At 55.0% G+C, this 18854-nt stretch carries 13 protein-coding genes; 1 reads left to right on the top strand and 12 read right to left on the bottom strand.

The genetic code is table 11. From position 1 onward, the window contains the following. Positions 1–182 precede the first annotated feature (182 nt). From ldtD to cmoM, 5 genes are all read right to left on the bottom strand, one after another. A complete protein-coding gene (gene ldtD, locus GA0061071_RS17270; RefSeq protein ID WP_061494690.1) occupies positions 183–1994 on the bottom strand; it encodes a L,D-transpeptidase in 1812 nt (603 codons plus the stop codon). A 186-nt stretch (positions 1995–2180) separates the two neighbouring features. Further along, on the bottom strand, positions 2181–6629 hold the full coding sequence (mukB, locus tag GA0061071_RS17275) for a chromosome partition protein MukB (protein ID WP_088236582.1): 4449 nt from the start codon (positions 6627–6629) through the stop codon (positions 2181–2183). Beyond that, positions 6629–7333: a chromosome partition protein MukE gene (gene mukE / locus GA0061071_RS17280; protein ID WP_061494688.1), complete on the bottom strand. Its 705-nt coding sequence runs from the start codon at positions 7331–7333 to the stop codon at positions 6629–6631. The genes mukB and mukE overlap by 1 nt, the downstream gene beginning before the upstream one ends. Next, on the bottom strand, positions 7314–8636 hold the full coding sequence (gene mukF, locus GA0061071_RS17285) for a chromosome partition protein MukF (RefSeq protein WP_061494687.1): 1323 nt from the start codon (positions 8634–8636) through the stop codon (positions 7314–7316). The genes mukE and mukF overlap by 20 nt, the downstream gene beginning before the upstream one ends. Continuing rightward, positions 8629–9423 carry a tRNA uridine 5-oxyacetic acid(34) methyltransferase CmoM gene (gene cmoM / locus GA0061071_RS17290; protein ID WP_061494686.1) on the bottom strand — a complete coding sequence of 265 codons (795 nt, stop codon included), beginning with the start codon at positions 9421–9423 and terminating at the stop codon, positions 8629–8631. The genes mukF and cmoM overlap by 8 nt, the downstream gene beginning before the upstream one ends. 118 nt (positions 9424–9541) lie before the next feature. On the opposite strand from cmoM, the gene elyC reads away from it, so the two are divergent. After that, positions 9542–10321: an envelope biogenesis factor ElyC gene (gene elyC, locus GA0061071_RS17295; protein WP_061494685.1), complete on the top strand. Its 780-nt coding sequence runs from the start codon at positions 9542–9544 to the stop codon at positions 10319–10321. Here the strand turns inward: elyC and GA0061071_RS17300 are convergent. The 7 genes from GA0061071_RS17300 to GA0061071_RS17330 all read right to left on the bottom strand — a co-directional run bounded on the left by GA0061071_RS17300 (position 10298) and on the right by GA0061071_RS17330 (position 18604). Continuing rightward, a complete protein-coding gene (locus GA0061071_RS17300) occupies positions 10298–11191 on the bottom strand; it encodes a YcbJ family phosphotransferase (protein ID WP_088236583.1) in 894 nt (297 codons plus the stop codon). The genes elyC and GA0061071_RS17300 overlap by 24 nt on opposite strands. Before the next feature lie 135 nt (positions 11192–11326). Then, entirely contained in the window at positions 11327–12073 is a 747-nt protein-coding gene (gene kdsB / locus GA0061071_RS17305) for a 3-deoxy-manno-octulosonate cytidylyltransferase (RefSeq protein ID WP_088236584.1), read from the bottom strand. Continuing rightward, the gene (gene ycaR, locus GA0061071_RS17310) at positions 12070–12252 is read right to left on the bottom strand and encodes a protein YcaR (RefSeq protein ID WP_061494682.1); all 183 of its coding nucleotides are present in this window, start codon (positions 12250–12252) and stop codon (positions 12070–12072) included. The genes kdsB and ycaR overlap by 4 nt, the downstream gene beginning before the upstream one ends. Positions 12253–12305: 53 nt before the next feature. Next, complete coding sequence (locus tag GA0061071_RS17315) at positions 12306–13535, bottom strand: winged helix-turn-helix domain-containing protein (protein WP_088236585.1); 1230 nt, start codon at positions 13533–13535, stop codon at positions 12306–12308. A gap of 45 nt (positions 13536–13580) precedes the next feature. Then, positions 13581–14558, bottom strand: coding sequence for a tetraacyldisaccharide 4'-kinase (lpxK, locus tag GA0061071_RS17320; RefSeq protein WP_088236586.1), 978 nt, complete (start codon positions 14556–14558; stop codon positions 13581–13583). Beyond that, positions 14555–16303 (bottom strand): lipid A ABC transporter ATP-binding protein/permease MsbA, encoded by a 1749-nt coding sequence (gene msbA / locus GA0061071_RS17325; protein ID WP_088236587.1) that lies wholly within the window; start codon positions 16301–16303, stop codon positions 14555–14557. Before msbA ends, lpxK begins: the two co-directional genes overlap by 4 nt. Positions 16304–16339: 36 nt before the next feature. After that, positions 16340–18604, bottom strand: coding sequence for a ComEC family protein (locus GA0061071_RS17330; protein WP_088236588.1), 2265 nt, complete (start codon positions 18602–18604; stop codon positions 16340–16342). Positions 18605–18854 lie beyond the last annotated feature (250 nt).

The following is an 18854-nucleotide window of genomic DNA, read 5'->3' on the forward strand; positions in this document are numbered from 1 at the left end:
CAGGTCTTCAGGCAACATAAAATTGAACGTAATTTATGCACTTTTATGCGCACGAGAGGCACCTTACCGGGCATCAAAGTCCACGTCAAGGTTGCCTCATCCCAGCAAATACGGGCTCTGTAGCTTACCTGACCCGTTTTTCACCTTTTCTTACGACAACGTTATTTTACGAACTGCTTCATTTACCTGATTAATTGCTCCGCTTTTGGCAGGATTTGTGCACCGGATCGCGCCGTCAGATCATAATTGTAAATATCTGTACGATACTGCGTGCGACCATCAGCCCCGACAAACGCCGTCAAATAATAGAAATTGACCGGAATATCCTGACGGATATTCACGTAACGGGTATCCCCTTGCTTCAACGCATCGGAAATACGCGCGTCATTCCAGCCGGCATCCTGCAGAAGCATATTCGCCAACTCAGAGGCTTTATTCACACGTACACAGCCTGAACTCAGTGCCCGCGTCTCTTTCTGGAACAGGTTATGGTTCGGCGTATCGTGCAAATAGATAGCGTCAGAACTCGGCATATTGAACTTATAGCGGCCCAGCGAGTTCTGCGCACCAGGTGCCTGCTGGAACCGGAACGGCAGGTTTGATGGCGTAATTGTCGCCCAATCCACCATAGAGGGATCGATCGCTTCCTTGCTGTTCCAGCCGCGGAGCACGGTATAGCCATGGCGTTCCAGATAACCCGGATCACTCCACACTTTCGGCAGGATGTCTTTTCGCGCCAGCGTTGGTGGAACATTCCACGGCGGGTTGACCACGACATTGCTTAGCGCGCTGCTCATCATCGGCGTTTTACGATCGGGTCGGCCGACAATCACCCTTGATGCCAGCACCGGGTTACCGTTCAGGTAATAAACCAGTGAATATTCCGGAATATTCACCATAATTCCGGTCGCGAGATTACCGGGCAGCAGGCGAAGGCGTTGAATATTCAGTGCCAGCACGGCTGCACGTTGCGCCGGGCTAATGTTAAGCCAGTCACGCGTTGACTGACCGATCACCCCGTCCGCATGTAGCCCCTGCCAGGACTGAAAGCGTTTTACCGCTTCGACCAGCTGACGATCATAAGGACCGCGCGCTGCAGCCGTTGCGTGCGTTTTTTTCACCGGCTGAGCCGACGGGCTGACGGCGACATCATCGCCCGGCAGCGCGATATTGGGGCCACCATCCAGCATACCGGTACGCTGTAAAATTTCGCGCAGCGCAGCAATATCATTGCTCCACTGACCAGGGCGAAGGGACGCAGTATCTTTTAATTGCGGCCACGGGCGCGCATCGGCCACCAGCGCCAGTAACGACCGGTGCATTGCCGTATATTGCGGGTGGTGCGGAGCCAGGCTATTGATGAAACCAGGCAGTGAGTCCTTATCCAGCGCCAGCTGCCACTGATTGATAACGGAAAGAGCCGGCGACGCCAGCGTGTAGGGTTTGTCGCTATAGAGCCAGCGCTGCCCTTTTGTCTGAATACCTTCAACAAAATGCAGGTACCCCAGCATCGCATCCGACAGCACAATATCGCGCGCCAGCCCCGACACACCAGGATCGGTTAACAGCTCAACCCAAGCGGTAAATTGCGGCTGAAAACCGGCAATTGCCACTTCAGCCAGTTGTTGCTGAAACGCCTGCACCGCATCACGGTTGTCCCACATGGGTTTTTGCCCCCGCGCGGCATAGAGCGCAGCGAGCTGGTTCATATAGACCGGTGTCCAGTTCGCCGGCAATTGCGACTGCAACTGCGCACGCACTGCTGTTACTGAAACACCGGCAGGATAAGGTGTGATACCTGCCATCATTGCCGTCGCAGGCGACTGTTCCAGCGGCTGTGCGAGCGCGGTCGGTTGATCGCCCTGCGTGGCTGAACTATCAACAGGAATCACTTCAGGCTCATCGGCCTGCACACCAAACAGCGGAGCGAATGCAAATGCCAGACACAAACTCAGCGCCGACATTCGACGACCATACAACTTCTCAAGCAACATCCCTTGCCCCCTGTTTCTCTCACATTGCGCATGACGAATTCGTCAGCTTTCTATCAGTATATAAACAGCAAAAACCATTTGCCTGACCTGGTGTAAAGAAGTTTAAAGATAAAAAACCGGCAGGCATAGCGTTCAAAAATAAAAAAAGGGCGACACATATGCCGCCCTTTGCGTTCATCACACACGCTATGAAGCGTCTGCGGTACCCGGCAATGTTTCCGGTAGTTGCGCCGCGAAGCCGCGCAGACCGACCACATGCACATGTTCATGATTCTGGAAGACTTTACGTACCAGTTTATACGTTGTGCCTTTTTCCGGGCTGATGTTTTCCGGCGCGGCAATGATCAACTGCATCTCCAGACGTTCACACAGCTCGAACAAGGTCGCAATGGAACGGGCATCGAGACGTGCCGCCTCATCAAGGAACAACAGACGACACGGCGAAATATCTTTGCCGCGCAGGCGACGGGCTTCATCTTCCCAGCTCTGCACGACCATCACCAGAATCGACATCCCGGTACCGATAGCCTCCCCGGTGGAGAGCGCGCCGGATTCTGCACGTAACCAGCCGTCGGAGCCACGGTTAACTTCCACTTCCATCTCCAGATAGTTGCGGTAGTCCAGCAGCTCTTCACCAATGGTCTGCGGCGTGCGTTGGCCCATATCGATTTGCGGGTTCAGGCGCTGATAGAGTTTCGCCAGCGCTTCCGAGAAGGTCAGGCGGCTGCTGTTAAACAGATCCTGATGCTGCTCATGTTGCTCTGAAAGCACCGTCAGCAACGTGGCATGGCTTTCGCGCACGTTCACATTCAGACGCACACTGTTAACCTGGCCGAAGGAGACGCTTTGCAGCCCCTGGTTCAGCATACGAATACGGTTCTGCTCGCGCTGAATGGTTTTACGAATAATATTCGCCACACTGCGGGAGCTGATGGCCAGTTTCTGCTCGCGGGACGTCAGTTCTTCCGTCAGACGGCTGAGTTCGATCTCCATCTGTTCAATGGCTTCAACCGGATCATCAGTACGAATAATATCCTGACGGATACGCTCGCGCAGATGCTGATACACGGCGACGAAGAACTGGATCTTGCGCTCCGGACGTTTTGGATCTTCCGACATACGCAGTACATCGCGCAGATGCTCATTGTCTGATACTGCCAGACGCAATGCCCCCAACGCCTTATCCGACATCGAACGCAGTTCGTCAGCGGAGAGATAAGCCAGCTCACGGCGGTGCAAACGGCGTTCTACGCCATTGTCTTTCACCATGCGCATCACCGCACACCAGCCCGCTTTCGCGGTCACCACCTGCTCGCGCATCTCATGATAATCACGTTCCAGCTTGCGCAGTCTGCGTGTCAGGTTATCCATCTCCGCTTCACAGAATGTGAGCGCTTTTTCCAGTTGGTTGCGACGGGCACGGTTGGTAGAGAGTTGTGCATGCAGTTCGTCGCGGCGAATACGCGCCCGCTCTTCCGCGCCGCCATCCGCACGTACGCCGATCTCCTGCAACTCTTTTTGCAGATCGTTAAGCAGCTCTTTTTTGGTATCAAACGAACTTTTCAGCGAAGCCAGCACCTGGTTGTACTGACCATACTGCGCCGCATGGCTACGCATCGCTTCACGGGCTTTGGTTCGTTCCGCTTCCGCCTGCTCCAGGCGCTGACGCAGTTTTTCGTTGAGATCGTTGTTACCGTTAAACATTTCAGCCGCATCGGAATAGCTGAAATGGGCGCGGCGTTGCACCACTTCCGCCAGCACAAATGCCTGCTGGCGCGCCTCACGCTGCACCTGCTGTGAGGCGGCGTAATCTTCTTTTAACTGTTCAAACTGCTCCGGGTCGCTTTGCAGCACCGACACCATCGGCTCCAGTTTTGCCAGCTGGTTGCCAAACTGCTGAATAAAGCGGGCGGCTTCCTGCGCCTCATCCAGACGCTCCTGGATCTCATCTACGCGATCCGCCAGCGTATCGTCAGCCAGCAAGTTGATGCGGGGCAATAAGCGGTTAAGCTGCGCCACGCCCTCTTTCGCCTGCTCAAACTGTACACGGCTTTGCTGGTTGTCGTTCTCATGAGCGCTGATGGCGCGTTCCAGCTCACCGCGGCGGCTGTTGAGCGTACGGATCTCCGCTTCCGGATCGTCTTCGAACGCCACCGCCAGATGGCTGCCAATAAAGCGGCTGAACGCCTGATGCAGACGCTGCGTTTTTTGCACATCGAAAGAGAGGGTAGCAAAACGCTCCGCCAGCTCTTCACGTTCGGCGTGCAGGCTTTCAATGCGGCTTTCGCGGGCTGCGCGGCCAAACAGCGGCAGCGCCGGGAAACGAGAGTAGCGCCACTGGCGATCGGCAATCTTCACGACCACCGCTTTCTCCAGCTCATCAACGCTGAACACGCTGTCATCAAAGGATTGTGGATCCCCTTCAATCAAATAGAGATCTTCCGGGCAATCATCCAGGCCTTCCAGCATTTCGGCGATCTGCGACAGATCCGGCACCACAATGGCATGGCGCGAGGGGCCGTACAACGCAGAGTAGTACGGCGCATCGTCAATGCTGACATCATCGTAAATTTCTGACAGCAGCACGCCGCCAAAGCGTTCCGCCAGCGCATTCAGACGCCCGTCTTCCGCGCCGCCAGGCTGACTTAACCGTTCAATTTCGTCGTCCACTGCACGTTTGCGCGCGCCAATTTCGTCACGTTCAACGATGGCTTCCCGCTCGCGCTCCAGCAGTTGTTGCAGGTATTCGGTCACATCCTGACCGGATTCAAACTGCTCGCCGCTCTGCTCGCACAGTTGCGTCAGACTACTCTGCGCCGCCAGCCAGACAGGCGCGCGTTTGGTCAGCGACTGAATACGTGATTGCAGCTGCTCCAGTTCCTGACGCATCGCCATACGCTGTTCACCCGCGGCAGCGACATTATCGGACAGTGCAGCGATTTGCGCTTCCAGTTGCTGATGCAGCGCCTCTAACTCTTCGGCGTCATACTGCTTACCCTGGCGTTTGCAGAACTCCGCCAGCAAACGCTCAGCATCCTGCTGCTCACGCAGACGCTGCTCCAGCTCATTCAGACGCATACGTAGCGGCTGAACCTGCTCCGCTAAATGGCGCTGGTTAACACCATCGCGCAATAAGTCGCGGGCAACATCCCAGGCTTCATCACGGGCCAGCGGGCCATTGATGGCCGCCACCAGTTGATACGCCTGCTCAAACTGGCTGTGCGCCGTCTGGGCTACGCTCAGTTTCTGATCCAGTGACAGCAGTTTTTCTGTGGCTTCCTGCTCTTTCGCCTGGAAGGTTTCCAGCCATTCATCGGCGGTTTCTGCCGTCAGATCCGGCAGACGGCACAGCTCTTTCGCACGCTGCAACGCCTGCAGCGCCTGGTTGTACTGGATAGCGCGGGTTTGCTGTACGTCCAGCGCCTGCTGGTAGTCTGCAAGCTGGCTTTTCAGCTCATCCACTTCCAGTTCAGCCGCTTCGGCGCGGGCTTCGTTCTCTTCCTGGCGCTCGGCGGCTTCCGCCACCACTTCATGTTGCTCTTCGAGACGAATGCTCAGTTCGTCCAGATCCGCTTCGTAGCGTTCAATTTTTTCCTGCTGACGCAGTGCCGTCTGCACCAGGTTCAGGTGGTCACTGGCGGCCTGATAATCCGCTTCCAGATCCCCTTCCGATCCGGCGTGCTCAGAGAGCTCGCGCGCCATATCAACATGCTTGTATTGTTCCGCCGCCAGCTGCTGACGCGATGTAAACAGTTCACGACGAAACTCCAGCGCCTTGTCCAGATGCACCCGACGTTCGTTAGCGTGGCGCATATAATCCGCCGCCACGTAGTTAGTGGCTTCACTGATTAAATGCTTAAACAGATCGCGATCCGACTGAGTCACACGGATAGCTTCCAGCGTCATGCGGTTTTCGCGCAACGCAGCTTCCATGTCCTGGAACGCCTTACGGACACCGCCGTTTTCCGGTAACAGATAATCGCGAAGAGAACGGGTAATGGCGCTGGAGATCCCGCCGTACAGCGAGGCCTCAATCAGACGATAGAACTTACTGCGATCCGAAGCAGAACGCAGACGCCGCGCGACAATGCCCAGATCGAACATCAGCGCATGGTAGTCAGTAATAGAGTTGAACTGCTTAAACTGTACGCCTTCCATCGCATCCAGTTTGTCTTTCACTTCCTGCAGCGACAACACCCGCGCCTGGCGTTCGTTCAGGGTTTCAGTCAGTAACTGAGTCGGCAGCATGGCTGTCGGCAGGCCCTGAATGGCAAACGGTTTAATGTCCACTTTACGATCGCGACCGGCAACCTGCTGCAGACGCACCCCCACCAGCACACGCTGATGACGGGAGTTGATCACATCGAGCACCGAATAACAGACACCGGCTTTTAGCTTCCCGTGCAGACCTTTATCACGGGAGCCTGACGTGGCTCCGGCTTCAGTGGTGTTACGGAAATGCAGCAGCGTCAGATCCGGAATCAGTGCGGTGACAAACGCCGCCATAGTGGTGGATTTCCCGGCGCCGTTCCCCCCGGAGAGGGTGGTTACCAGTTCATCCAGGTCAAAGGTGCGGGCAAAAAAGCCGTTCCAGTTAATCAGCGTTAGCGAACGGAACTTACCACGATCGATCATTACTCTTCCTCCGAGCTATCCGGCTGATTGTCTTCAGGCTCATCATTGAGCTGCAGGTGGTTTTCGACAGGCATCGCTTCACCGTCGCGGATCATGCGCAGTTGCGCCTCACGCGGATCATCGCCCGAGCGGACATCCGCACCAAAGCGGAATACCGATTCAGTGATGCGGAACTTGCTGCTGTCATTTCCCATAAACCAGATCATGCCGAGACGGCGCAGACGGTTTAACGAGGAACGCACCTTTTCCTGCAGTTTTTGCCGGTCCAGGTCGGAACCGGTTGAGCGGTTATTCACCAGCTTCAACAGTTTCGGTTCATCCGCCAGCGACAGCAGCTCGTCATACAACTCCTGTTGGGTGAAGATCCCTTCGTTGGCCAGACGTTCCGGGCTGAGATAGAGGTAGCAGAGGATTTTGCCAACCATCATATCCAGTTCAGAAAGCACCGAGCGCGGGATAAGCGTGGTGGAACGCGGGCGCAGATAGAAGAAACCTTCCGGCGCGCGAATCAATTCAACGTTGTAGCGGGCGTAAAACTCTTCCAGGTACTCCTGGAAATCCATTAAAAAGGCGTGATTATCCAGCTCGTCGAGACCAATATGTCTGCCCGAGCGTAGCGCGCTGTCCAGCGCCGGAAACAGCGAGTTAGCCAGTGCCTGCGCCAGTTTAACCGGCATCACTTGTTCAATATTTGTCGATGACATGCGCCTGTACCTTGGCTCCGTAATCATTAATCGGCTGCCATTTCGGCGGCAGGCCGGTGAAATCTGCTTGCGCTACGCCGAGACGTACCGCCTGATCAACCACAATGCGCGCAATGTCGAAATGACGAACGCGCGGATACTGCGCCAGATACTCGCGGGCCACCAGGCCGAGATCCAACGGCACCCCTTTGGTCTTATAAATTGCCAGTTGCTGCTCGATCATCGCCGCAAGTTGCTCGCGGATTTCGTTAAACTCTTCGAACTCCAGATCCGGCGGCAGTTCACCGGTCACTTCTTCATCGCGCAGCGCCATCTCTTCATCGCGCATATCGAGTAAGCGGTCAGCATTGGCGTAGGTCAGTGCCCATGGAGCGTCGAAATAAGACTGTACCGATTGGCGCAGACGCTGGGCAAAGACGCGGTTTTTATCCATATCAATGGCGGTACGGATAAATTTATGCACGTGACGGTCATAACCGATCCACAGGTCAATCGCCTGTTGGCCCCAGCTCACAATACGGTCCAGCTTGCTTTGCAGGTTGAACACCAACTGGTCGAGGAACTCTAAATCGCTGTGCGCCATGGTTGCATCCTGGATGCGCAGCAAATTGGCCTGCAATTTGTCTCCGGCAGCTTCCAGCGTGTCCTGTAGCTCGCGCAAGGTGCCGGAGGTTTCCGACAACAACATTTCGCAACTGGAAATCGCCGCACGCCAGTCTTTGTTCAGCAACTGGGCAATGTCATCTTTCACCTGCTGCTGCTGCTCATCCATCACGCGCTGGGTGAGGTCGATACTGTCGAAGATCTCCGCCACCGAATATTTTAACGGCGCATAGACGTTACGGTGCCAGTGAAACTCATCACCGCCCTCGTCTGCTGCATCGGCAGCGCGTTTTAACTCCCCGGCCACGATCGACAACTGCATCGAGAGGCGCAGCGTAGAAAACTCACGCTGGCGGATGTAGTAGTCCGTGATGCCGATACCCAACGGCGTCAAACGGTAGATCGCATTGCCTTCCGTTAACTCACTGGTAAAACGGTTTAATAAACGCTGACGCACCATATCGTTAATGGCGTTGTTGGCGCGCTGAACGATGGTTTCACTGGTTTGCTCAAAAGCATCACTCACATAACGAAAGGCATCTACCAGCTCGCCTTCGCTCATTTCACCGTCCAGACGCTCGCCGTTAAGCGTGGCGACAGCCAGCAAAAAAGAGAGCCTGTCGACCGGCAGTGAGATGGAGAAATCATTTTTTCTGGCCCAGGCAACCAGTTCGGGGACTGTCTGGGAAAATTCACTCATCGTTTGTCCTTCCATCGATTTTCGGCCTAAGCGCGGTCACGTGAATATAGCGGCCGAGACTGATATACGGCTCCTGGCGACAATAGCGCGTTTCCAGTTCAAGCAACGCATCGAAACAGTCATGCTGCTGGTGTTTCTCGCGAAGGTAATCGTGAAAAACACGTACGCCGGTTTTCCCGGTTATCTGCCAACCAATGTCTTCAAGCCAGCCGTAGACATCCGCAGGAATGCGCGGATGGTCCGGGGAGAGAGTCCGCTTTTTACGTTTCGGCATACCTGCCCGCACGTAATCAAAATTCCCTGCCACCATATTGTGCATCAATAGCCCGTCAGCGTTATAGAACATCAACGACAACGCACCGCCAGGGCGCAACACCGACCATAGGGTCTGTAATACGCTGACGGGTTCCGCGACCCATTCAAGCACAGCATGAAACAATATCAGATCAACCGGCGATTCCAAATGCTGCGCAATGTCCTGAGCGGCGCATTGTACGAAATGCATGTTACCGCTCACACCTTTCTCGTCGGCCGCAGCCTGCGCGCGTGCAATCATCTCTTTCGACACATCGCACAGCGTCACCCGATGGCCCCGTTGCGCCATACGGATCGCCGTTTGCCCTTCTCCGCCGCCAGCATCCAGCACGTGTAATTTGCCTGGTCCCATTGACGCCAGCAATAGATCAAGATCCTGCCAAAGGATTGCCTGACGCAACTGACCCTTGGTGGTGCCATAGATATTGCGTGAGAATTTCTCCGCGATGTCGTCGAAATTTCGATCCTTCATGACCGCTCCACGCTTGCGACAAAACCGCTATTTTGTCACAGCCGTACCGATAATGAACCCATCCGATGTAAGATCCCCTGAAATCATCTGCTGTATGCTCAAAAAGGAGACGGATACGGTGCTTTTTACCCTCAAAAAATACATCGGCGGCCTGATGCTGCCCCTGCCTTTGTTACTTTTGCTGATCGGTTTGGGCCTCGCGCTGGTGTGGTTCAGCCGCTGGCAAAAAACCGGCAAAGCCGTTGTCACCCTTGGCTGGGTGGTACTGCTGTTGTTAAGCCTGCAACCTGTCGCCGATGGGCTGCTAAAACCGATCGAAGATAAATACCCGACCTGGCGCGGAACACAGCCCGTAAAATATATCGTGATACTCGGCGGTGGCTACACCTGGAACGACGACTGGGCGCCCAGTTCTAATCTGATCAGCAACAGCTTACCGCGGCTCAATGAAGGGATCCGTCTGTGGCTGGCGAACCCTGGCGCAAAACTTATCTTTACCGGCGCGGCGGCGGAAACCAACCCGGTCAGCACTGCCGAAGCGGGCGCGCGCGTGGCAGAAAGCCTGGGCGTGCCGCGTAGCGATATCATCACACTGGATGAACCGAAAGATACGGAAGAGGAAGCGGCGGCGGTCAAAGCGGCGATTGGCGATGTGCCTTTCCTGCTGGTCACCTCTGCCTCGCATCTGCCACGGGCAATGATCTTTTTCCAGCATGTCGGACTGCATCCGCTTCCGGCTCCAGCCAACCAACTGGCGGTCAGCTCGCCACTTAATCCATGGGAACGGGTTATTCCCTCCCCGGTCTGGCTACTGCACAGCGACCGGGTAGGATATGAAACACTGGGAAGGCTCTGGCAGTGGCTGAAAGGCAGTTCAGGAGAGCCAGGGGAGCAGTGATTTAGAGGCCAGTTCAAAGTTGGTGCGGCTAAATTGCCCGGTATTCACCAGTTGCGCCACTTCATCCCATAACAGATACAGCCAGCGTCGCCAGAGGAACGACTCCGCCACGGGCGCACGCTGTAAGTAGTGCCAGAGCAGATCTTCCGCCTGCGCGCTATCGACCAGGCGGAACAGTTCATATTCACGCGGCGCCCACAGCATAATACCCGGCCCGACCATCGCCAGTAACTGATCGCTACGAGCATCTTTCAGCATACTGCGCAAATTAAAGCTACCATGCACCAGCACGCAATTGTCGTTAAATCCTTCAAACAAAGTCGGCAGGCACTCCCGGGTGCGAAAAAGCACACGTTTATCCTGCATGGTCAGGCCGGTATTGTGATACTGATTCAGGGTGGTCCACAGCACTTCAACGCGTTGGCGGTACCAGGATGGCCAGATATTTTCCTGCGTGCTATCGACCGTTCCCACGCAGCCGTGACTGTCCTGCCGGTGCCAGGCGAGCAGCCCCTCGACAATCTGATCTTTCAGTTGCTCCCAGCGTTCCGGCGTACGTGCGGGCGCTTCAACGGGAACACCACGCAGACGCTCAATCAGCAGCACATCCGGCCCCGGATGCTCTTCATGGGTCATGACGCCATAGACCACCGGCATCCGCACCGTACCGCTGCGTGCGAGCATTGAAATTTTCCAGGCCAACTGTCGCGCAAGACCCGGCGTGGAGAAAGTTCTCGCCAGTAATGGCATCGGGTTGCCCTTACTGTCATATAAGGACCAGAGTGCCGAGTCAGGTTTTTCGCTGACGCACTCCATACGACTCAATTTTTCTCCCAGCAGATGACTTAGTTCGGCGCGCAGTTGTTCCATAGCAGATGCCCTCATCAAGACTACTGCTTTTATAATGAGCGCCAGGGCGAGAGATGTCACCCTGATGAGATCAAAACAGTTTAAGAATTTGACTATTTGAAGCGAAATCCCCTTCGAATGAAGGGGATGAGGAGATTAATGCAGTTCTGCCCGAACGCGTTCCAGATCGTCTTGCGTATCGACACCGGTGCCGGGGACAACGCTCGCCACTGCGACATGTATTTTCTCGCCATACCAGAGCACACGCAGTTGCTCCAGCATCTCAATCTGCTCAAGCGGACTGGTTTGCCAACTGACATAACGGCGGATAAAACCGGCGCGGTAACCATAAATACCAATATGGCGCAGAAAGGTATCGCCAATCGTTTCGCGGGAAAGCGCAAAGCGATCGCGATCCCAGGGAATGGTGGCGCGAGAAAAATAGAGTGCATAACCTTCGGCATCCATCACCACTTTCACGGCGTTAGGATTGAACGCTTCTTCCGCACTGTGAATCGGCACCGCCAATGTCGCCATGCCAACATCGCGTGCGGCCAGATTATCTGCAACCTGGCGAATAATGGCCGGCGGGATCATCGGCTCATCACCTTGCACGTTGACAATCAGAGTGTCATCGCTGAAACCGCATTTTTCCACCACTTCCGCCAGCCTTTCAGTACCGGACTGGTGATCGACGCGGGTCATGCAGACTTCGCCGCCCACCGCTTCCACTGCATGCTTCACCGCTTCGTTATCCGTGGCAACGATGATGCGTTCAGCCCCCGACTCACGGGCGCGCTCCAGCACATGCACCACCATCGGTTTACCATTAATATCCACTAAGGGCTTACCCGGCAGACGTGTTGAAGCATAACGAGCAGGAATTATCACCACAAAACTCATGGACGGTTCTCTTCGGCAGTTAACGAACGCGCTTCGTTTTCCAGCAGCACGGGAATGCCTTCACGGACAGGAAAGGCCAGGCTATCCACTTTGCAGATCAGCTCCTGCTTATCCTGGGTGTAATACAGTTTGCCGTTACAAACCGGGCAGGCGATGATTTCAAGTAAACGGTGATCCATTTTTCCTCCTGATGCACCGACGATTAACGGGTTAAGCTTAACATATTCAACTCTTACACCGCGCCTGTTTCCAGACCAGCGCGCAATGCCAAAAAGAGCCCTTCCGGCAGACGGGAAAAGGTGACCCGCTGCGCGCCCTGCCAACGGGCAAAATCAGTTATTGCAGCCTGCAGCCCCTTTTCCAGAGCATCAGTCGGTTTCACCCCCGCTTCAAGATAGAGCGCAATAACCTCCAGTATCCCTTCTTTACGGTGCATTTTGGCATCCATACGCCCGACAAGCCGACCGCGATGCAGCAGCGGCAGAACAAAATAGCCGTATTGCCGTTTTGGCGCAGGGGTATAGCACTCCAGTCGATAGCTGAAATCAAACAGCTGTTCTGCTCGTTTACGATCCCAAACCACCGGGTCAAACGGCGAAAGCACCGCACTGTGCGTGGCCCGCAGTTTATCGGCCTCGGCCTGCTCTAAAAGCGGCAACAGCGATGCGTGCAGCCATGCCGGACCAATGCGCTCAATGTTGACGGGGTAGATCTGTTGCGCGGCCTGTAACCGCTCCAGCAGGATGGGCAACGCAGGTTGACGCAGGCGATAGTAATCTGCCAGCCACTGAGCACGAAAAATCCCCAGGCTACGCGCACTATTCTCCAGCATGCGATATTCGGCTTCGGCTTGTGGTAACAGGTCGCGCGTATCATCCCAGTGCGGCATGACCCGATGAGTTAAATCATAAACACGCTGAAAATTCCGGCGCTCAACCACCATTACTTGCCCGGCGGTAAAGAGCCCTTCGAGATGGCGTTTGTGGGGTTTCCACTCCCACCAGCCGCTGGTGCCTTTGCGGGGATGTTCGAAATCCGCCGAACGTACCGGGCCATTTTGCCGGATATGTGCAATAAGCTGCGCGATTTCGTCCGCATGCTCGTCCATCCATGCCTGGCGGTATTTCCATCCCATGTTACCCGGTGACAGCATGCGGTGGCGCATCAGCGCAAAATCCTCACGCGGTAAAAAACAGGCTTCATGCGCCCAATATTCCATCAACTCGCCGTTTTTCAGGGCATCATCCAGCCAGTGCGGCGGATAATGACCCAGGCGGCTGAACAGGACCAGATAAGGGCTGCGAGCAACAATGTTGATGGTATCAATTTGCAACAGCGACATACGCTGAATCGTGGTGAGGATATCTGCAGGTCTGGCGCGCCGCGAGGGTTTACGTAATAGCCCCTGGGCGGCGAGATGCAGATGACGGGCGGCGGTCAGTGAAAGGTGCGGCACAGACATGGGAGTTCCTGTTAAGTCAACAGGGCGCAGCCGATGCAACAGTCGTCAGCGCGCCAGAGTGAGCAATTCCTGCAATAATTTCTCCGCCTGTTCGCCGTCCAGTTGTGCGTCTACAGGCAAATACCACCAATTGTCTTCGGCAAAAGCACGGCACTTAACGGCATCTTTCTCGGTCATGACTAATGTCTGCCCGGGTTTCACCAGTGCGTGGACATCATTATGGGTGAGCGCCTGATGATCGGCCAGTGCTACCGTCTTCTCCAGCGTTACGCCGCTCTCAGTCAGGGTGGTAAAAAAACGGGGGGGATGACCAATACCCGCCATCGCCACCACATGCTTCAGTTCGTGGACGTCACGGCGCTCACCGGTACGCAGGTTGATAGCCATCCCAGGCTGCAGACGCATCGGGATTTCACCGTGCTTTGCCACTCCACCATTGGTGATGATGGCATTGACTGTTTTCAGACGTGATGCGCGTTCGCGCATCGGCCCGGCAGGCAACCACCAGCCATTGCCGAAGCGCCTGACGCCATCAATGACCACAATTTCCATATCGCGGGCAAGCCGGTAGTGCTGCAAACCATCATCCGTAACAATAAGTTGCACCGGATGCTGCGCCAGAATCGCTTTCACAGCTTCGGCCCGTACAGGCGAGACGGCAACCGGCACCCCCGTGCGCTGATAGATCAACACCGGCTCGTCCCCGGCCTGTGTCGTAGCAGTAGTTGGCGTTAATAAAAGAGGATAGCGATCCGCTTTGCCACCATAGCCACGCGAAACCACGCCAACACGAATGCCACGCTGCTGCAACTGTTCCACGAGCCAGATGACCACCGGTGTTTTACCATTGCCGCCGGCGGTCAGATTACCCACCACAACCACCGGAACCGGTGCGCGCCAGGCTTGCTTCAGGCCCAGACGATAGGCAAGACGGATGACACCACTCACCAGGCCATAGAGCCAGGAGAGCGGCAACAGCAACCGCCACAGCGGCGATTCACCGGACCAGATGCGTGCAATCATTCGCCAAACTGCATCTTATGAAGCTGCGCATAGACGCCACGCTGCGCCAACAATTCGGTATGGCTACCGCGTTCAACGATGCGACCATCCTCTACCACAACAATCTCATCCGCTTTCTCAATGGTCGAAAGCCGGTGAGCAATAACCATAGAAGTACGGTTTTTTTGCAGCTCGTTTAACGCCGCCTGAATAGCCCGTTCAGACTCGGTATCCAGCGCGGAGGTCGCTTCATCAAGGATCAGGATTGGGCTGTCACGCAACAACGCGCGGGCAATCGCGATACGCTGACGCTGACCGCCAGAGAGCAATACACCGTTTTCACCGATGATCGTATCCAGGCCTTGATCCATTTTATTGATAAAGTCGAGGGCATAAGCCATCTTCGCAGCTTGCTCAATCTCTTCGCGGCTGTACTCTTCGGTACGCGCATAGGCGATGTTGTTAGCAACGGTGTCGTTAAACAAATGGACATTTTGCGACACCAGCGCCACCTGATCGCGCAGTGAAGAGAGTTTGTACTCACGCAGATCGTGGCCATCCATCAGGATTTGACCTTCGTCGATATCATAAAAACGCGTGATCAGGCTGGCCATCGTCGATTTACCGGAGCCAGAACGCCCCACCAATGCAACGGTTTTCCCCGCAGGGATTGTCAGATTGATATTGCGCAGCGCGGGCGTTTCCCGTCCCGGATACGTGAACGTGACATTGCGGAATTCGATATCCCCGCGGGCGCGTTCAATCACACGAGTGCCTTCATCTTTTTCCTGCTCGCTATCGAGGATGGCGAACAAGGTCTGGCAGGCAGCCATACCGCGCTGGAATTGAGCGTTGACGTTAGTCAAGGATTTCAGCGGGCGCATCAGCGCAATCATCGAAGAGAACACCACGGTGATCGTACCGGCCGTCAGCGTATCCATCACGCTCGGGAAGCTCGCGGCATAGAGCACAAATGCCAAAGCAAGAGAAGCAATAAGCTGAATGATCGGGTCTGAAATGGACGAGGCTGATACCATTTTCATCCCTTGCAGGCGCATCTTGTTGCTGACTTTATCGAAACGACTCGTTTCTACTTGCTGACCACCAAACATCAGCACTTCTTTATGCCCTTTCAGCATTTGCTCCGCACTGGTGGTCACCTGCCCCATGGTGTTTTGCATGTTTTTACTGATGTTGCGGAAGCGTTTGGACACCACGCGAATAGCAAACGACACAATAGGTGCCAGCACAATCAGGATCACCGACAGTTGCCAGCTATACCAAAACATCATAATAAACAGGCCGATGATCGACGCACCTTCGCGCACCACTGTGATCAACGCACTGGAAGAAGAGGACGCAACCTGTTCGGAATCGTAAGTAATTCGTGACAGCAACGTCCCCGTAGACTGTTTGTCAAAGAAGGAAACAGGCATCCCCATCATGTGGCCGAACAAACGGCGGCGCATGGTCATTACTACTTTTCCGGAAACCCAGGAAATACAGTAGCTGGAGATATAACTGGTGATACCACGTAGGATCATCAGCCCGATAACCACCAGCGGCATCCACAGCAGCACTGAACGGTCCGTTTTACCAAAACCATCATCCAGTAACGGTTTGAGCAGCGATAGCATAAAAGTATCGCTGGCTGCGTTGAGGATTAACGCTATCCCCGACACGATCAGACCCGCTTTGAAAGGCGCAATGGTTGGCCAAAGTCGGCGGAAAGTCTGCCACGTGGAGAGATCTTTATCGTTCTGCATTCAAAAAACCAGCACTTGTTGAAATAGCCGCATATTCTACCTGTTATCGCTGGGGACGCCAAACCACTGATGATACCAACGAGGTAAAAGTTGATCTCGTAAGCTATGGATTTCCCAGCCCTGCGCTGAGAAAGCGATCGTTGTCTGCCCCTGGTGGGCAGTATCAAACCAGCGATAGCCTTGTTGGCGGTAGCGTGTCGTCACTTTTGCCGAGGGTAAGCGCCAGGCGTTATAGCGTGAAGCCGACGCCAGCGCAGCGTTACCACCGATGCGTTGGATAAAAGGCAGCGTTGATGAGGTATTGCTCCCATGATGGGGTACCTGCACCAGTGTGGAAGCAAGATGTTCCCAATAATGACTCAGCATCGCCATCTCCCCTTGTGCCTCAATATCACCAGTCAGCAAAATACTGTTCTGACCATCATCTACCCTCACCACGCATGAACGGTTATTACCCTGGGCCGTTGAGCCTTGCAGCGGCCAGTGAACGCTGAAATTTAACCCTTGCCACTGCCATTTTTCACCACGGAAACAGGGATGATGTCCCGCCCAGCCTAACGGGCTTCGCACCCACATCCCTGGCCAGTTATTCAGTAAGCTGTTCAGTCCTCCACGATGATCCAAATGTTCATGACTCAGAATAACGCCTTCAGGCTCAAGCGCATGCCAGCGCAACCACGGGATAATTAACTGCTGCCCGCTGTCGCCACCCGGCCAAGCCGAGCCAGTATCATAAAGGATCGCTTTACCGTCACGTTCAATCACCAGAGCAAGCCCATGCCCGACATCCAGCATGTGTACTGACCACTCCCCGCTCCGCTCACTTCGCCAGAATGGAAAAGCCAATATCACCAGACATGCCAGGCAAACCGCGGGCATAGTACGCCACAGGTTCAAACGCCAGGCCATCAACGTGCACCAGGGTACCCATGCCAGCCACTGCCAGCGCATGTCAACATTTAACCAGCCCGGAGGGAGCCAACGTAAAAAACTGAAGAGTATTTCCAGCGTGTTATCCGCGACATACCAACAGACCGTCTCCATTATTGAAGGCCCGGTTAGATGCAGCACCATCCCCAACAGAATGAAGGGTACGGCCACGAAGGTAACCAACGGGATAGCTGCCAGGTTCGCCACCAGAGAAGTGAGGCTGATGCCGTGGAATATCGACAACTGGATTGGCAAAAGCAGCAGTGTCATACCGGCCTGCAGATAGACAAGGTTAATGCAGCCCCTCACCCACCCGCGCAGGTCTGTACCAGGAATGGGGAGCCACTGATACCAAAACAGTAACGAAGCCACCGCAAAAGCAGATAACCACAGGCTGTCAGAGAGAACGGCAAGCGGATCGGTAAACAAAATAGCCGCCACACAGCATAGCCATACCTGCCAGGGCGACCACAGACGCCCCGAAAGTCTCAACGCAGCCCAGACGCTTAACGCCACCGCCGTGCGTAGAGCCGGAGGTTGTAACCCCGTCAGCCATGCATAGCCAATCGCGCCGCCCACGCTTAAGAGCAACGGCAACCGCCAATCAATCCAACGGACGGGAAGGAAAAACTGCACAGCGCGTACGATAAGCCACACCAGCATAGACGCAAGTGCGATATGCAACCCGGAGATCGCCATCAGATGCGCCGTGCCGGTTTGGCGCATCGCGTTTTTCACGTCACTGTTCAGCGCCGAGCGCTCGCCCATTCCCAAAGCCAGGATGACTGGCTGCCAGGCGTATGGAACCAGCCGTTCCGTCAACGATTGCAGATACCCGGCGCGCCAGCTACAACGTGCGTCCAGTATTCGGGCATGAATGATCCGCCCGCTTAAAGGTTGATGGGATGCCAGAGCATAACGTTGGGAGTCAAAACCACCTTCGTTAAGCTGCCCGTGCACCGGACGAGCACGAATCGTCATCGCCCAGCGTTGCCCGCTACACGTCTGCCGGGGAAGATACTCCCCGTAAAAAGTAATGCCGGGCGCAGGGTAAAGGGGTACGCCATCCAGACGGAGAATTTTCCCCTGATGGCGGGTCATGTTGTCGGTTTCGGTGAGTATCACCTCAACATGGCGATTACCACCTGACAGATGTTGGGTCGGCCAGAGGGTTTGCTGTGCGGCGAGGATCCCCCAAACAAAGAACAGGAGTGTGAACCCGCAGTAACGCACCACCGGCTTTTGGCTGTACGCGAACAGACACCCCAAAGCCAGTACCCACCAGACAAGTCGGATATCCGGTAATGCAGGCAACCACAGCAGTGGCAAAATGCCGGCTATAATACAGGCGCTGAGCGCGGGTAAGGTCATGCACACCTCCTTGTTGCACAGGAAGTATGCGGCGTTGCAGTTGCAGTGTCTTGAAAGTGATTACGCTGTTGCGGCACCGGCTGGTAAGTTTTTACAGCGTTACATTTTACGCATAAAGCATTACGAGCTGGGCCCCGAAAAATTCAGACTGGCACAAAGTAAAAGACCACCTTCTTAGAAGGTGGCTTTTGAGAATGCCCCCTGTAAGGGGGGCTATTGTCACTTTCCGCTTACTACTCTAGCAATTCCA

The organism is Kosakonia oryzendophytica (assembly GCF_900094925.1).
Taxonomy (GTDB): Bacteria; Pseudomonadota; Gammaproteobacteria; order Enterobacterales; family Enterobacteriaceae; genus Kosakonia; species Kosakonia oryzendophytica.

What these genes read in the sequence shown, in the direction of transcription:
- ldtD (WP_061494690.1), bottom strand. Translation starts at nt 1,994, where the DNA reads ATGTTGCTTGAGAAGTTGTATGGTCGTCGAATGTCGGCGCTGAGTTTG.
- mukB (WP_088236582.1), bottom strand. Translation starts at nt 6,629, where the DNA reads ATGATCGATCGTGGTAAGTTCCGTTCGCTAACGCTGATTAACTGGAAC.
- mukE (WP_061494688.1), bottom strand. Translation starts at nt 7,333, where the DNA reads ATGTCATCGACAAATATTGAACAAGTGATGCCGGTTAAACTGGCGCAG.
- mukF (WP_061494687.1), bottom strand. Translation starts at nt 8,636, where the DNA reads ATGAGTGAATTTTCCCAGACAGTCCCCGAACTGGTTGCCTGGGCCAGA.
- cmoM (WP_061494686.1), bottom strand. Translation starts at nt 9,423, where the DNA reads ATGAAGGATCGAAATTTCGACGACATCGCGGAGAAATTCTCACGCAAT.
- GA0061071_RS17300 (WP_088236583.1), bottom strand. Translation starts at nt 11,191, where the DNA reads ATGGAACAACTGCGCGCCGAACTAAGTCATCTGCTGGGAGAAAAATTG.
- kdsB (WP_088236584.1), bottom strand. Translation starts at nt 12,073, where the DNA reads ATGAGTTTTGTGGTGATAATTCCTGCTCGTTATGCTTCAACACGTCTG.
- ycaR (WP_061494682.1), bottom strand. Translation starts at nt 12,252, where the DNA reads ATGGATCACCGTTTACTTGAAATCATCGCCTGCCCGGTTTGTAACGGC.
- GA0061071_RS17315 (WP_088236585.1), bottom strand. Translation starts at nt 13,535, where the DNA reads ATGTCTGTGCCGCACCTTTCACTGACCGCCGCCCGTCATCTGCATCTC.
- lpxK (WP_088236586.1), bottom strand. Translation starts at nt 14,558, where the DNA reads ATGATTGCACGCATCTGGTCCGGTGAATCGCCGCTGTGGCGGTTGCTG.
- msbA (WP_088236587.1), bottom strand. Translation starts at nt 16,303, where the DNA reads ATGCAGAACGATAAAGATCTCTCCACGTGGCAGACTTTCCGCCGACTT.
- GA0061071_RS17330 (WP_088236588.1), bottom strand. Translation starts at nt 18,604, where the DNA reads ATGACCTTACCCGCGCTCAGCGCCTGTATTATAGCCGGCATTTTGCCA.